The following is a 13,406-nucleotide window of genomic DNA, read 5'->3' as shown; positions in this document are numbered from 1 at the left end:
CATCCGCACCGCCCAGCTGCTGGAGGCCCCCAGCGGTGCAGCGGGCCTGCGCCTGTCGCCGGAGCTGGTCGACGGCGCACCCCTCGCCGCCTGAGCAGCGCGGCCCCTCCCTTTCTTCTCTTTTCCCTTCCCGACCTCCTGACCCATGGCCCCTTCCCTCGGCAGCCTTCCCGACAGCCCCGTTCCCGCTTCAACCCGTGGTCCGCAGCAGTCCAAGAAGAAGGGCTGTCGCCAGAAGAAGTGCTCCAAGTGGAAGGGCGGCAAGTGCTGCTGCGGCCGCGACTGATCAGAGCGTCAGCTTCCCTTGCCCTGGCGTTCCAGACTCGGCACCAGGGCCAGGGACGCGGCCAGGCCCAGCCCCAGGATCAGCAGCGCCGGAATCAGGGCCGCCCCCACCCGCTCGTCGCTGGCGTACTGATACACGCGCACCGAAAGGGTGTCGAAGTCGAAGGGGCGCAGGGCGAAGGTGAGCGGCAGCTCCTTCACCACATCCACGAACACCAGCAGCGCCCCCACCAGCAGGGGCCCCCGCAGCAGGGGCAGGTGGATGCGGCGCAGCACCGCCAGCCAGCCGCAGCCGAGACTGGTGGCGGATTCGTCCAGGCTGGGGGGGATGTGCTCGAAGGCGGCGTCCAGCCCCTGTTTGGAGACGGCCAGGAAGCGGTCGCCGTAGCCCCACACCAGCAGCAGCAGGGGGCTGAGCTGCAGCGGCCCGCCGATCAGCATCAGGGCCAGGGCCAGCACGGTGCCCGGTACGGCGTAGCCCATTCCCGCGACGAAGGTGAGCCGGCCCAGCAGGGGCTGGGAGATCCAGCGGCGGGCCACCGCCAGCAGCACAGCCGCCACCACGGTGACCAGGGCCGCCGCCAGGGCCAGTGTCAGGCTGCGCAGGCTCAGTCCGGCGAGCTCCGCCAGGGATTCAGCCTGGAGCTGATCCCAGCTCAGGGCTGCCCAGAGCAGGGGCAGCCCGAGGGTGGCCAGGGGCGGCAGCAGGGTGAGCAGCTGGGCGGCAACCGCCCGCCAGCCCCGCAGCTGCCAGTCGGGAGCGGCGTTGCCGCCGCTGACCAGATTCCAGCGCCGGCTGCGGCGGCGCATCTGGCGTTCGGCGGCCACCAGCAGGCTGACGATCACCAGGGCCATCAGGGCGAGGGCCACCGCCCCCTGGGGGTCGCCCTCGCTCTGCCAGCGCTGCAGGATGCCCCCCGAGAGGGTGGGCACGCCGAGCAGTTCCACCGCTCCCAGCTCGTTGACCACCTCCATGCCGCTCAGGGCGATGCCGGCTCCGATGGCGGGCATCGCCATCGGCAGGGCGACGCGCCGGAAACTGCCCCAGGGCCCCACCCCCAGGCTGCGGCAGGCCTCCAGCTGGCGCCGGCCCTCCACCGAAAAGCTCTCGGTGGAAAGCAGGAACACATAGCTGTAGGTGCCCAGGGTGAGCACGGTGACGGCCCAGCCGCTGCCGTGGATGCGCAGGCCCAGGCGGCTGCCCAGATCGATCAGGGTGGCGGCGATCAGGTAGGCCGGGGTGGCCAGGGGTAGCAGCTGGGCGATGCGCAGCCAGCGGCGCCCCGGGAACTGGCAGCAGGCGGTGATCCAGCCGTTGGCCGTGCCCAGTGCCGCTCCGGCCATGCCCACCCCCAGCACCAGCAGCAGGGTGTGGCCCACCTCCGTGGCGCCATTGGTCCCCAGGTCGGTCAGCCCCCCAGGGTCCCCGCCCAGGGCGAACCAGCCCAGACCGACCAGGGGCAGCAGGGCCAGGGCGCAGATCCCCAGGACGGGGACGCCCAGCAGGGCCCGGCGGGGGGCGGTGCTCATGACCAGCCGTTGGCCTCCATCAGCTGGACGGCGGCCTTGTTCTTCGCTCCCATCTGCTCGGCGGAGACCCCGTCGGCCTGGAAGTTGCCGAAGCGCTTCAGGATCGGGTTGTTGCCGTAACCCTTGAGCGGGTATTCGTTGTTGGCCTCGGCGTAGCCCTTGCCGCCGCTGGGGGAGGCCAGGAACTCGATCAGGCGCGTGGCGGCCGCCGCATTGCGGGAATGGCGGGTGACGCCGGCGCCGCTGATGTTGACGTGGGCGGGCTTTGGAAACACCATGCGCAGCTTCGCCGCCAGGGCCTTGTCGGTGGCGCCGCCCTCCCCGGAGAGCATGCGGGCCACGTAGTAGGTATTCACCAGGGCGGCACCGCAAGTGCCCTGGGCCACGGCCCGGGCCAGGGGAGTGTCGGAGGTGAACATGGGCTGGGTCACGTTGGCCATCATGCCCTTGACCCACTGGCGCGTGGCCGGCTCACCCTGCAGGATCATCTGGTCGGCCACCAGGGACTGGTTGTAGACGCTCTTGCTGTTGCGCAGGCAGAGCTTTCCCTTGAGGGCGGGATTGGCCAGATCGGCGTAGGTGCGGATGCTGGCGGGGTTGACCAGCTTCGGGTTCACCACCACGGCCCGCACCCGACGGGTGAGGGCGAACCAGCGGCCCTTGGAGTCGCGCAGGTTCGCCGGCACATCCCGCTGCAGGGCGGCGGAGCGGATCGGCTGAAACAGGCCCATGTCGGTGGCCTTGTCGAGCCGGGCGGCATCCACGAGCACCAGTACATCGGCGGGGCTGGCCTTGCCTTCAGTGCGCAGCCGCTCAATCAGGGCGTCATCTTTGCCTTCCAGAAGCTTCACCTTGATGCCGGTGCTGGCGGTGAAGCGGGCATAGAGCTGCTTGTCAGTGTTGTAGTGGCGGCCGGAGTAGACCCCGAGGGTGGTGCCGGCCTGGGCGGTCAAGATGTCCTGGTCCTTGGAATTCACCGGGGACTGGGAGGCCACGCAGCCCACGGCAGCGACCACACCGGCCAGCCCGAGGGCGGAAAGAAGGACGAGACGGGAGGGGACCTGGCGGTCGGACATCGGGTGATCGAGCGAATGCTCGGACCCTATGGGACCTCCGGGAGCGGGGGTTGAGCAAACGACGCTGGATCGCGTAGCAAAGGTTACGAAGGAGTCCCCCGAAAGGAACCCGGTTCAGTAGTCGCGACGCGTGCGAATGGGGATGAGGGCCGGCTGCATGAGGCCGCCACCACCGTTGTCATCGTCTGAATCCGCCGCCATCCAGAGCACCAGACCCAGCAGCGCGAGAACGCCTGTCATCAGGAGGAACTCGGTCATGGGACGGATTCGTGTCTGGTCACCTTAGCCACGTCGCCAGGGGCCGCCGTAGCGATGGCTTCACCCCGGGAGGGGGGAGGACCGAACCCTCAGGCGAAGCCCCTGCCGCTGTCCCGGGCCACGCAGGCCTGCAGCTGCTGGCGCAGACGCCCGTGATCGAGCTCCTTGCCGATCAGCACCAGCTGGTTCTTGCGGGGGCCGGCCCAGTCGCTGTCATCGATCGAGAAGCGCTTGCCGGCCAGGTGGAACACGTGGCGGCGCTCGCTTTCGTTGAACCAGAGGATCCCTTTGGCGCGGAACACACCCTCCGGCATCTGATTGTCGAGGAAATTCTGGAATTTCCGCAGTGAGAAGGGACCGTCGCTCTGAAAGGAGAGGGACGTGAAGCCCTCGATCGCCTGGTGGTCGGCATGGTCGCCGTGGTCTTGGTCGTGGTCGTGGTTGTGGGCCTGGCCGTGATCGTGGTCGTGCTCGCAGTGACCGTGATCGTGGTCGCAGTCGCTGTGGTCGTGCCCGTCTGCGGGGCCGTGGTCGTGCCCGTGCCCTGGGGAGGAGGTGGCGGGAGCCTGCTGCTCCACCACCTTGTCGCTCTCGAACAGACCCACGCTCAGCAGCAGCGGCAGGGGCACCTCCCCCTTCACCGAGCGCAGGATCCGGACCTCGGGCTTGATCGCCCGAAGCTCCTGTTCCAGAGCCGCCAGCCGTTCCTCACTGACCAGGTCGCACTTGTTGAGCAGGATCATGTCGCCGTAGACGATCTGGGCGCGGCCCACCTCCCCCTGAAGGGTCTCGGCGCCGAAGTTCTCGGCATCCACCAGGGTGATGATCGAGTCGAGCCGGGTCAGATCGCGCAGGTCGCTGCCCAGGAAGGTCATGGCCACGGGCAGGGGGTCGGCCAGGCCGGTGGTTTCGACCACCAGGTAATCGACCGGTTCGGGACGCTCCAGCACCCGATAGACGGCCTCCAGCAGCTCGCCGTTGATCGAGCAGCAGATGCAGCCGTTGCTCAGCTCCACCATGTCGTCGCCGGTGGCCACCACCAGCTCGTTGTCAATGCCGATCTCGCCGAACTCGTTCACCAGCACGGCCGTTTTGAGGCCCTCCTGGTTGCTGAGGATGTGGTTGAGCAGGGTGGTCTTGCCGGCCCCCAGGAATCCCGTGAGGATCGTGACGGGCACGGAGATGGGCCTGGCTCCCGCAGCCTCTGCCGTGGCCGGCGTCGGAGCATCCAGTTTCGTGCTGGTCATGGTGGCGGGGGAGGGCGTTGCGCTGATTCTGACGGCCCGGTTGCCGGGGAGTGCTCTCGGGGCTGCTGGAATGGCAGCATCCGATCAGCGTCCATGACCCCCAGCGAAGCCTTCGCCGCCATCGGCCTTGCCGCGGTGGCCTGCGACGGTGTGCTCGACGGCGATGAGGCCGCCATGCTGCGCCAGTTGCTGGAGGTGCGATCCCCCTATCGCGACCTCGGCGATGCGGTGATGGCGCCGATGTTCGACGGTCTGCTGGGCCGGCTCCAGAGCGGTGGCTGGCAGGAACTGGTCGCCGAGGCCGCCCCGGTGCTGACCACGCCCCAGCAGGAGACGGCCTTCGCCATGGCGGCCCTGCTGGTGCACACCAACCGCAGCTTCAAGCCGGTGGAGCAGCAGATGCTGGCGCGGCTGGCGGAACTGATCGCCGTCCCCGCCGAGCGCTGCAGCCAGATCCTGGAGGTGATGGCGGTGCTGCACCGCGACAGCCTCGGCACCTGAAGACACCGGCCGCTTCAGTCCGGAGGCTGGGCCTTCCGACAGCGGCTGCAGAGCCCGAAGAATTCCAGGGTGTGATACATCGGCAGGAAGCCGTCCAGTTCCTCACCGGGCAGGCGCAGGTCGTGCACCGGGCAGTGGGTGAGAACGATGGTGGTGCCGCAGTCGACGCAGGTGAGGTGGTGTTCGTCCCGTTCGGTCGGGGCGTAGAGGGCTTCCCCGCTGGGCAGGTGGCGGCAGCGCACCAGGCCCCGCTGCTGCAGCTGGCGCAGGTGCCGGTACACGGTGGCCAGGCCCATGGCGCCGGGACCACCCCGCAGACGGGCATGCAGATCCTGGCCGCTCAGTTCCCCCTCGGCACGGCGCAACTCCTCCATCAGGGAAGCCTGGCGTGGGGCAAGGTCAGGGTTGGTGGTTGCCTGCATGGCCCCGTTTCTACCCCGCCGGCAACCAGATTGCCTGGAGAGCCTCCTGCTGCAGCGGCATCGGGGTGAGGGTGACGGCATCGATCAACACCGCCCTGGCCGGTGGGGGCGGTCCCGGGTTCTCTCCTGGGATGGCCTCAAGGGGCCGCAGCACGGCCAGCAGCCGGTCGCTGGTGGGGTCGTAGCTCAGGCCGGTGCCCGGCTCCAGCTCCCACTGGCTCAGGCGACGGCGACGGAGCACGCTGCCGCGCTGGTCGAGGGCCAGCAGGGTGAGGGCCGGCCGGCCCGTCCCCTCCACCAGCATCGCCCAGATCCGCTCCCCGCCCCGACTGCAGGCCGTGGCCACCAGGGCCTCGGTGCCGATCCAGAGTTGCCGCGGGGCCAGGCCCGGCTCCACCAGTTCCAGGGAGCGCCGGTAATCGGGCCAGTGGCGCACCAGCAGGGCCCGCCCCGCCCGGGGACAGAAGCTGCTGAGATCGCGGCTGCCCGGCAGGGTCTGGCGGCGCGGCGGCCGGGGGGGGAGATCCCTCAGGCTGAGCCCGTCGATCTCCGGCACCACCACCGCCCCTCCCCCGGGCAGCAACTGCACGGCGCCGCTGGCCTCCAGGGGCAGCCGGCGGGGGCCGCCGCTGGGGGGCCACAGGTTGATGGAGGCCTGATCGGGTTGATCACCGCCGGCCTGCACCAGCAGCTCGCCGCGGCGGTTGCCGCTGATATGGGCGAACAGCAGCTCGCCCGCACCGATGGGCTCGGGGGTGCCCGCCTTCAGCGGCGCCGGAGCCGGCTGGGCATTGGCGCCCCCAAGGGGTCGCAGGCTCTGCTGACGGATGGGCACCCGCCACACCCGGAAGCGGCCTGTGTCGGAGCGGGACACCACCGCCACGGCGTTGCCGCCGCCGAGGGGCTCCACCATGGTGATCCGCGGCCAGGTGGGGGTGATCGGTTGCCAGCGGCCGTCGTGATCCCGCAGCTGCACCTGTTCCCCCCCGGCCACGGGCACTACCGCCAGCAGCCGGGGTCGTGGATCCCACTGCCAGTGCTGGGGCGCCAGGGCCAGGCCGCGGCGGTCCCGGCCCGCCAGGGTCAGGCTGAGGGGCGACTGGATCCGCTCGCCCGGCGCCAGGTTCAGCAGCAGGGTGTCGCCGTCGCCGAGCCACTGGTGGCGCAGCGCCGGGGATAGCAGGCTGTCGGCGGCCACGCTGGCCCGACCCATCGGCCGGCTGAAGCGGGCCTGCAGGGCCGCGGGCCCGGAACTGGCGGCCACCGGCACCAGCCTCTCGAGCCGTGGCGGCTGGCGTAGCAGCAGCTGCTGCTGCACCAGGGCCAGGGCGGTCGCCAGCCCCAGGGCCAGGGCCAGGGGACGGGAGCGGAGGGGAGGTGGAGGCAGCGTCATGGCTCCAGGGGTCGGGCGGGCCGGGGGATCGGCCGGATGCGGCTGGGAACCACCACCAGCTGATCGCTGCCTCCCGGGGCCTTGTCCAGGCCCATCACCCCGTCGATGGCCAGCCAGGCGTCTGCGGGGGCGGGGGCCTGGCCACCGGGCCAGCGCACCGGCAGCCCCACCGGCGAGGCATCCGCCAGACAGCAGCGCACCAGCAGCCGGGCCAGCTGGGGCGGCTCGTCGGGCATCGGCAGCACAAACCCGCTGATCCGCACCGGATCGCCCTCGAACAGCTGGGGATCGGGCTGGCTGCGCAGCAGCCGCACCCAGTCGGTGAGGCTGCGCTGGGCTGGCGGCAGCACGAAGCTGAGCTCGCTTTCGGCGGTTTCGTCGCGGGGCCGCTGGCCGGCCAGGTCGGCGAAGGAGGGGGCCGGAGGCAGCAGCAGCACCAGCAGGGCGATGGCGGCGGTGAGCAGCAGCGTGCGTCCCTGGCGCCGGTCGCCCCGCTCGCGGCCGCCGGCCCCGAAGACCAGGCGCAGCTGCAGCAGGGCCACCGCCAGCAGCAGCAGGCCGGCCAGGGCCACCAGCGGGTGGAACACGGCGCGCAGCAGCAGGTCGAGGCGGCCATCGACGCTGCTGGCCAGCAGCACCAGGGCCCAGAGGCCCAGGGCGCCGGCGCGCCAGAGGGCGGCCCGCTGGATCAGGGGCGGCATCGCCGGCGCGAGGGGTGACGGGGTCACTGTCGCCACAGGTTCGTCCACTGGCCGATCAGCAGCACCATCAGGCCGGCGCCGGCGGTGGTGAGCAGCAGGCCCCGGGGGCGGAACAGCAGCCCCAGCAGGCTGAACAGCTTGAGGTCGATCACCGGACCCAGGAGCAGGAAGGCGAGCAGGGCCCCGGGGGTGACCTGGGCGGCGAAGCTGAGGGCCAGGAACGCATCCACGCTCGAGCACACCGACACCACCAGGGCCAGCAGCATCAGGGCCAGGATCGAGAGGGTGGGGGCACCGCCCACCGCCAGCAGCCAGCTGCGCGGCACGAACGACTGCACCAGGGCGGCGATGACGCAGCCCATCACCAGCAACAGGGCCAGCTGTAGGAACTCGTTGGCGGCGTGCTTCATCAGTTCCGCCAGGGGCGGCCGCGGCGGTGGGGCGTCCGCTGCGGTCGCTGCCCCCCCCACCAGGCCGCTGGAGCGCTCCAGCAGGCCCACGACGGCCAGGGGCTGGTGCAGGCGCCGTTCGGCGAGCAGGTCGGACTGGAGCAGCTGGGATTCGGGCACCAGGGCCAGCAGCAGGGCCAGACCCACCGCCACCAGCACGGCGCCGGCGGGGCGGGCCAGCAGTAGCCAGGGCTGCTCGGGGAAGGCGGCCCAGGTGCTGGCGATCACGATCGGGTTGAGCACGGGGGCGGCGAACAGGAAGCCGAGGCCGGCGCCGAGGGGGGCGCCGCCGCCCAGCATGCGCCGGGCCACCGGCACGTTGCCGCATTCGCAGGCGGGCAGGGCGAAGCCCAGGGCGGCGCCGGTGAGCGGCCCCAGCAGCGGGTGGGTCGGCAGCCGCCGCAGCCAGCGGCCCCCGGGGGCGAGCCAGCGGGCGGCGGCGGAGATCAGCACGCCGATCAGTAGGAAGGGCAGCGCCTCGATCAGCAGCCCCTGGAACAGGGCCCAGGCGGTGGCCATACGGGCGAGGTTCACGGTGCCGGCCAGGGCTCCGTGGGCAGGGCGGCCGCCTGGTCGTACCAGTCGGGGAAGCCGCTGAAGCAGGCGGCGTTGCTCTCGTTCTCGCGGGCCTCCACGCGCCAGCAGCAGCTGCGGCCGCCGTCGCGGCCGTGCAGGAGTTCATTGGCCCAGCCCCAGACCAGCTCGGCGCTGGCCTCCATGCCCACGTTGGCCATCACCCGCAGGTCGAGGGCGCCCTGCTCGTGCAGGGCCTGCCACTGCTCCAGCAGGGGGTCATCGTGGTTCACCAGGAAGGTGTGGTCGAACTGGTCCTCCAGTCGCTCCCGCAGGGGCCGCAGGCTGGAGAAATCGACCACGAAGCCGTGCACATCGAGGTGACGGGCGGCGAACCAGCAGGTGAAGCTGCGGCTGTAGCCGTGCACGAAGCGGCAGTGGCCCGGGTGGCGCCACTGGCGGTGGCAGCAGGGGAAGCCGCCGTAGCTCTTGCTGCAGGTGTGGGCCGCGGGGGAGGACATGGGGGAGGATCGCTGCAGCCGACGTCGCGTCCCTTGGGGGCTCCATCCGCCGCTTCCCCTGCATCCTTTCACCCCTCCCCGCCCGGTGGGGGGGGGCCGCTGCCCGGCCCGGAGCTGATCGGCACGCTGCGCTTCGATGGCGCCGGCCTGATCCCGGCGGTGGCCCAGGACTGGCTGGACGGGGCGGTGCTGATGGTGGCCTGGATGAACCGGGAGGCCATCGAGCGGACGCTGGCGAGCGGTGAGGTGCACTACTGGAGCCGCTCGCGCCAGGAGCTGTGGCACAAGGGGGCCAGCAGCGGCCACTACCAGAGGCTGCGCGGCCTCCGCTACGACTGCGACGCCGACGTGCTGCTGCTCACGATCGAGCAGACCGGGGAAGTGGCCTGCCACACCGGCGCCCGCAGCTGCTTCTACGAGGAAGGGGCGGCGGCCACCGCAGGCGGGCCGGACGCCCCGCCGCCGCCGGCCGATGCCTGCAGCGAACTGGCCCGGGTGATCGCCGGCAGGCGGGAGCGGCCCGAGCCGGGAAGCTACACCAACAAGTTGCTGGAGGGGGGCGACAACCGCATCCTCAAGAAGATCGGCGAGGAGAGCGCCGAATTCGTGATGGCCTGCAAAGACGACGACCCGGAGGCGATCGCCGGCGAGGCGGCCGACCTGATCTTCCATCTCCAGGTGGCCCTGGCCCACCACGGGGTGGACTGGCGGCAGGTGCTGGAGGTGCTGGCGGCACGGCGCGGGGCGCCGCGAAGAGAATGAGTCGCCTGCAGCGGGAGATGGCCTGCCGGCGGCGGCTGGCGGACGGATCGGGCGAACGCTGGCTGTGGGCGGTGGGCTCGGGGTTGCCCTGGGTGGGGCTCGCGGTGCTGCTGCTGCACGGGCTGACGCGCCGCACCTTCACACCCTTTCTCTATGGCCTCACGTCGCTGGGGGCGGTGGGCTTCCTGATCCTCACCCTGGGGGGCTTGCCGGACGATCTGGCCAGCCGGAACCGCCTGCCATCCAGCACAGTTCCGGCGGCGATCACCCTGCTCTGCGTGGCGGCGTTCGCCTTCGGGCACCGGCAGGGGCAGGAGAAGGCGGCGCGGGACGCGCGCCAGTGGCTGGAGCTGGATCGGTGAGGGGGGAGGGAGGCGCATGACCGCCCCCGGGAAGCCTGGAACAGGACAGCCAAGGTTGCGGCATTCCGCCCTATCTGGCCCGCTTCCCATTCCACCGTTACGTTCTCAACGTGCAGCTCCTCCATCCAGGGAAGCCGCTCGATGGCCCCTCCGCCGTCGCAGGTCAGCGCTTCGACTCGCCCTGCTCCATTCCTCGTATTGGAAGTCAGATGACCTTTGTGAATGAGGTGGTGTCTGATGAGGACATCGCGAAGTACAACCTTCCGTTTGTCCCAGGCACGAAATGTTATTGGACTAGAGATAGTGCGAGAGATTTTTACCTCTGGGGACAGATCTCTCAGAATAACGCGCGGGGATACGAGCCGGAAGGGCGATTTCACCTCTTCGTAGACCAAAGGCTTCTCTTCCTGTCTCTCGACATGGGAGATTGCTCGAAGAGCTTCAAAGAGATTCCTTATCGAATAGTGTGGAAATCAGTCGTGATTGTCCAGCCAAGTAGCTTTGCTGGGCTTGATCAGAAGCGAGTAATCGGTGTCTTGAAGGAGGGCCTAGAGTGCTTTGGATATGATGGAAGAAGAAATCTATTCGCTCCAATTCGCATTGTAATATTTAAATTTTAAGCTCATTTTCTAACAAAGTAAACTTATCAAGTTGGGATCATGATTACTGCTGCGCAGGCGAGGGATGAACTCGCTTTGGTTCATAGCAAAGAGCAGTTGCTTGACCTGATTCGCAGAATTGATACAAGGACTAGTGGCGGGGTTACTATCCTCTACAGTGGCGTAACAGGAAAGATTGACCCGATTTCTGGCGGTGCAGTGCGATCAGGAGACATAGCCTTATCTTTTTGGACATCAGGTAATGAAGTCCGGATTATTGATCAATCAGAGGTGAGCAAGTTTCTCACTATGACTGATGATCAGGGAATGAGAGATGGCCGTCTTGCAGAAAAGTTGGATGAAATATTTCGGGAAGATCCAGACGGTCTAAATAGTTTTCTCTATGGAAATACAGTAGATGGAATAAGAGAGGCTAGCAGTATTTGGGATGAGCTGTCGGAGCGCTTTGCAATGGAAGCCTCGGGAGAGGTTTTCACAGTAACGGGAGGCGCTTCAATGAATCGAGTTTTTTATCAGACTGAGCTTCCCAAGATCCTTGCAAATCCCAATGTCCCCAGCATTGATGGTATCCCAAAAGCTGCATTTTCGGGCATGGCGATCGATCAAATATTTAGAGTAATCTCGGCAGTTTCAGAAGAGCGCACGTCAAGGCTCTTCATTCATGTTGATGATGAAGGCGTGCCTTTAATTCGAGATAATCACCTTCTTGTAGATGCTCGAGAATTTTTCAGAGACTCCAATGCCATTGATGGAAAAGCACCTCCTCCAGATACGCCCATGCGATCCATGGCGGACTTCATCCCTCCAGAGCGAGTCGCTTCCCATCGTGAGGCGCTGAAGGATATTCGTAAGGCCCAGGATAATCTGGCTGTTCGCTATAATCAGGAGCTCCAGCTCGTCAATCCCAATGGTGCGTCGCGATGGCTGAAGGCGCTTGATCAACTCGGCCAAGTTGCCGATGTGGTGAGCCTTGCTGCTGTTGCTTATGACGCGAAGGTGGCAGTGGAGGCGGGTGACCATCAGGCAGCGCAGGAGTTGCTGACCCGCTGGGCGCTGGAGAATGCTGGTGCCATCCTTGCTGGAAGACTGGCATCTCTGGCGGTGGCCCCTCTGTTGGCGGCCGGTCCGCTCGGCTGGTTGGTTGCTGGCGGCATTACGCTCTCCGCATCCATGCTCGGCAGTGCCTATGCAGATGAAGCAGCCGAGTTTCTCGCCGAGCATCTTGCCGATCTTTGGGATAAAGGACTGGAGGGGCTCAGAGAGAAGTTTGAAACGGCAGAAAGAGCGTATTCTTGCCCGCTGATTCTGGACCTTGATCGCAACGGTGTCACCACCATGGCGGAGGGCTCATTGGAGATTCATTTCGACCATGACCGCAATGGATATGCAGAAAGAACAGGTTGGCTAAGCCCAACCGACGGACTCCTGGTAAGAGATCTGGATGGAAATGGCAAGATTGATCATGGGGGAGAGCTGTTTGGCAATCACACGGATCAGCCGAATGGGAGCCGAGCGGCCAATGGTTTTGAGGCCCTGAGCGCTCTCGATTCAAATGGTGATCGCTACATCGATCATTTGGACTCGGCGTGGTCCACATTGAAAGTATGGATGGACAGAAATAGTAATGGTGCTGTCGATCCAGGGGAGTTGCTTTCCATGCAGGAGGCCGGTGTGAACCGACTTGGTGTGGAGTATGCAACGGCGACCCACGTGGATTCCCACGGCAATCGACATCTCCAGGTCGGCGAGTTTTTAGCTGCCGACGGCACGGCTCAGGCGATGCACGATGTCTGGTTCCGCGTGGATCGGGCACGTACCCGGTGGCTTAATCCTTCCCCAGTGGAGAACAGCCTTGCCGGTTTGCCCGATCTGAAGGGAATGGGCATTGTTCGGGATCTTCATCAGGCCATGGCATTGGATCTTTCCGGAGATTTGCGCTTGCTCCTGGAACGTTGGATTCAGGGAAACTCTGTTCAGCGCGCGGCATTGATCGATCCATTGATCTTTATGTGGACCGGGGTCGCCTCAGAGACGAACATGGCGAACCTTGGTTCCGTCGAGGCACGGCTCGCCGTGATGGAGCGTCTCCTCGGACAGCAGTATCGAGAAGGCTGGGCAGATCCTCGCCCTGTTGGAGGCTCAGTCACGCTGCTTCATCGAGCTTATGAAGCGTTACGTGCTGATCTTGAAGATCAGTTGATCCTGCAGACAGATGCCTGGCCGATTCTTCAGAATTTAGTGGGCCCCGATAGAGAGCTCAAGGCTGATGTCTCGCCGGAGACTTTAGCGCAGATCAGCGAGTATTTTGGTATCTATTTCCTGCATCAACCGGATTATTTCAAACTTTTCCGCTTCGGCCGCGCCCTGAGATCGATTGGAGACGATGGAGTTCAGATCCTTTCTCGACTTGAGACGCATGCTGCTACCCAGCCATCCCAGCATGAACTTAGCCTACGACTTCTTTCGGACTATCGGTTGCTGCAAGGATCTGCAAGCGCTGATCATCTCCAGGGGAGTGATGGGCAGGATCTGATTATTGGCGGAGCCGGAGATGATGTGCTGTATGGCGGCAGCGGACGTGACTGGCTGATTGCTGGAGCGGGGAATGACTATCTGAACGGTGGTGTGGGCGATGACGTGTATGTGATCGGAGCTGGAGGAGCCAGCAAGACGATCAGCGATGTGGATGATGGGAGCGGCAATCGCGATGTGGTGGTGTTCACGGATGTGAAGCCATCGGATGTTCAGCTGGTGGAGCGCCAGGGA

12 protein-coding genes and 1 pseudogene are annotated in these 13,406 nt (G+C 66.7%); 4 read left to right on the top strand and 9 right to left on the bottom strand.

Annotation, left to right across the window (positions count from 1 at the left end):
- Positions 1–294 precede the first annotated feature (294 nt).
- From KUG41_RS13645 to KUG41_RS13630, 4 genes are all read right to left on the bottom strand, one after another.
- A complete protein-coding gene (locus KUG41_RS13645; protein ID WP_216904762.1) occupies positions 295–1,815 on the bottom strand; it encodes an iron ABC transporter permease in 1,521 nt (506 codons plus the stop codon).
- The gene (locus KUG41_RS13640; protein WP_216904761.1) at positions 1,812–2,891 is read right to left on the bottom strand and encodes an extracellular solute-binding protein; all 1,080 of its coding nucleotides are present in this window, start codon (positions 2,889–2,891) and stop codon (positions 1,812–1,814) included. Before KUG41_RS13640 ends, KUG41_RS13645 begins: the two co-directional genes overlap by 4 nt.
- A gap of 114 nt (positions 2,892–3,005) precedes the next feature.
- Positions 3,006–3,149, bottom strand: coding sequence for a hypothetical protein (locus tag KUG41_RS13635; RefSeq protein WP_216904760.1), 144 nt, complete (start codon positions 3,147–3,149; stop codon positions 3,006–3,008).
- An 89-nt stretch (positions 3,150–3,238) separates the two neighbouring features.
- Positions 3,239–4,396, bottom strand: a complete 1,158-nt coding sequence (locus KUG41_RS13630) for a GTP-binding protein (protein WP_216904759.1) — start codon at positions 4,394–4,396, stop codon at positions 3,239–3,241.
- A 93-nt stretch (positions 4,397–4,489) separates the two neighbouring features.
- Here KUG41_RS13630 and KUG41_RS13625 point away from each other — a divergent pair, with 93 nt between their 5' ends.
- Positions 4,490–4,897, top strand: a complete 408-nt coding sequence (locus tag KUG41_RS13625) for a tellurite resistance TerB family protein (RefSeq protein WP_216904758.1) — start codon at positions 4,490–4,492, stop codon at positions 4,895–4,897.
- Between the two features lie 14 nt (positions 4,898–4,911).
- On the opposite strand, the gene KUG41_RS13620 is transcribed toward KUG41_RS13625, so the two are convergent.
- From KUG41_RS13620 to KUG41_RS13600, 5 genes are read right to left on the bottom strand one after another with little or no spacing between them, the layout of a single operon-like run.
- Positions 4,912–5,319 carry a Fur family transcriptional regulator gene (locus KUG41_RS13620; RefSeq protein ID WP_216904757.1) on the bottom strand — a complete coding sequence of 136 codons (408 nt, stop codon included), beginning with the start codon at positions 5,317–5,319 and terminating at the stop codon, positions 4,912–4,914.
- Positions 5,320–5,329: 10 nt separating this feature from the next.
- Positions 5,330–6,712: a hypothetical protein gene (locus KUG41_RS13615; RefSeq protein ID WP_216904756.1), complete on the bottom strand. Its 1,383-nt coding sequence runs from the start codon at positions 6,710–6,712 to the stop codon at positions 5,330–5,332.
- The gene (locus KUG41_RS13610) at positions 6,709–7,413 is read right to left on the bottom strand and encodes a TIGR03943 family protein (RefSeq protein WP_216904755.1); all 705 of its coding nucleotides are present in this window, start codon (positions 7,411–7,413) and stop codon (positions 6,709–6,711) included. Before KUG41_RS13610 ends, KUG41_RS13615 begins: the two co-directional genes overlap by 4 nt.
- A 23-nt stretch (positions 7,414–7,436) precedes the next feature.
- Positions 7,437–8,381, bottom strand: coding sequence for a permease (locus KUG41_RS13605; protein WP_216904764.1), 945 nt, complete (start codon positions 8,379–8,381; stop codon positions 7,437–7,439).
- 11 nt (positions 8,382–8,392) lie between these two features.
- On the bottom strand, positions 8,393–8,896 hold the full coding sequence (locus KUG41_RS13600) for a 6-carboxytetrahydropterin synthase (protein ID WP_216904754.1): 504 nt from the start codon (positions 8,894–8,896) through the stop codon (positions 8,393–8,395).
- Between the two features lie 99 nt (positions 8,897–8,995).
- On the opposite strand from KUG41_RS13600, the gene hisIE reads away from it, so the two are divergent.
- From hisIE to KUG41_RS15675, 3 genes and pseudogenes are all read left to right on the top strand, one after another.
- Positions 8,996–9,658, top strand: a complete 663-nt coding sequence (gene hisIE / locus KUG41_RS13595; RefSeq protein WP_216904763.1) for a bifunctional phosphoribosyl-AMP cyclohydrolase/phosphoribosyl-ATP diphosphatase HisIE — start codon at positions 8,996–8,998, stop codon at positions 9,656–9,658.
- Entirely contained in the window at positions 9,655–10,020 is a 366-nt protein-coding gene (locus tag KUG41_RS13590) for a hypothetical protein (RefSeq protein ID WP_216904753.1), read from the top strand. The genes hisIE and KUG41_RS13590 overlap by 4 nt, the downstream gene beginning before the upstream one ends.
- 659 nt (positions 10,021–10,679) lie before the next feature.
- A pseudogene (locus tag KUG41_RS15675) lies at positions 10,680–13,406 on the top strand (hypothetical protein); the annotation flags it as partial.

Source organism: Synechococcus sp. CCY 9618 (genome assembly GCF_019038415.1).
In the GTDB taxonomy this organism is placed as follows: Bacteria; Cyanobacteriota; Cyanobacteriia; order PCC-6307; family Cyanobiaceae; genus Cyanobium.
This window is presented reverse-complemented; position numbering and strand designations above follow the sequence as displayed.

What these genes read in the sequence shown, in the direction of transcription:
- KUG41_RS13645 (WP_216904762.1), bottom strand. Translation starts at nt 1,815, where the DNA reads ATGAGCACCGCCCCCCGCCGGGCCCTGCTGGGCGTCCCCGTCCTGGGG.
- KUG41_RS13640 (WP_216904761.1), bottom strand. Translation starts at nt 2,891, where the DNA reads ATGTCCGACCGCCAGGTCCCCTCCCGTCTCGTCCTTCTTTCCGCCCTC.
- KUG41_RS13635 (WP_216904760.1), bottom strand. Translation starts at nt 3,149, where the DNA reads ATGACCGAGTTCCTCCTGATGACAGGCGTTCTCGCGCTGCTGGGTCTG.
- KUG41_RS13630 (WP_216904759.1), bottom strand. Translation starts at nt 4,396, where the DNA reads ATGACCAGCACGAAACTGGATGCTCCGACGCCGGCCACGGCAGAGGCT.
- KUG41_RS13625 (WP_216904758.1), top strand. Translation starts at nt 4,490, where the DNA reads ATGACCCCCAGCGAAGCCTTCGCCGCCATCGGCCTTGCCGCGGTGGCC.
- KUG41_RS13620 (WP_216904757.1), bottom strand. Translation starts at nt 5,319, where the DNA reads ATGCAGGCAACCACCAACCCTGACCTTGCCCCACGCCAGGCTTCCCTG.
- KUG41_RS13615 (WP_216904756.1), bottom strand. Translation starts at nt 6,712, where the DNA reads ATGACGCTGCCTCCACCTCCCCTCCGCTCCCGTCCCCTGGCCCTGGCC.
- KUG41_RS13610 (WP_216904755.1), bottom strand. Translation starts at nt 7,413, where the DNA reads ATGCCGCCCCTGATCCAGCGGGCCGCCCTCTGGCGCGCCGGCGCCCTG.
- KUG41_RS13605 (WP_216904764.1), bottom strand. Translation starts at nt 8,381, where the DNA reads ATGGCCACCGCCTGGGCCCTGTTCCAGGGGCTGCTGATCGAGGCGCTG.
- KUG41_RS13600 (WP_216904754.1), bottom strand. Translation starts at nt 8,896, where the DNA reads ATGTCCTCCCCCGCGGCCCACACCTGCAGCAAGAGCTACGGCGGCTTC.
- KUG41_RS13590 (WP_216904753.1), top strand. Translation starts at nt 9,655, where the DNA reads ATGAGTCGCCTGCAGCGGGAGATGGCCTGCCGGCGGCGGCTGGCGGAC.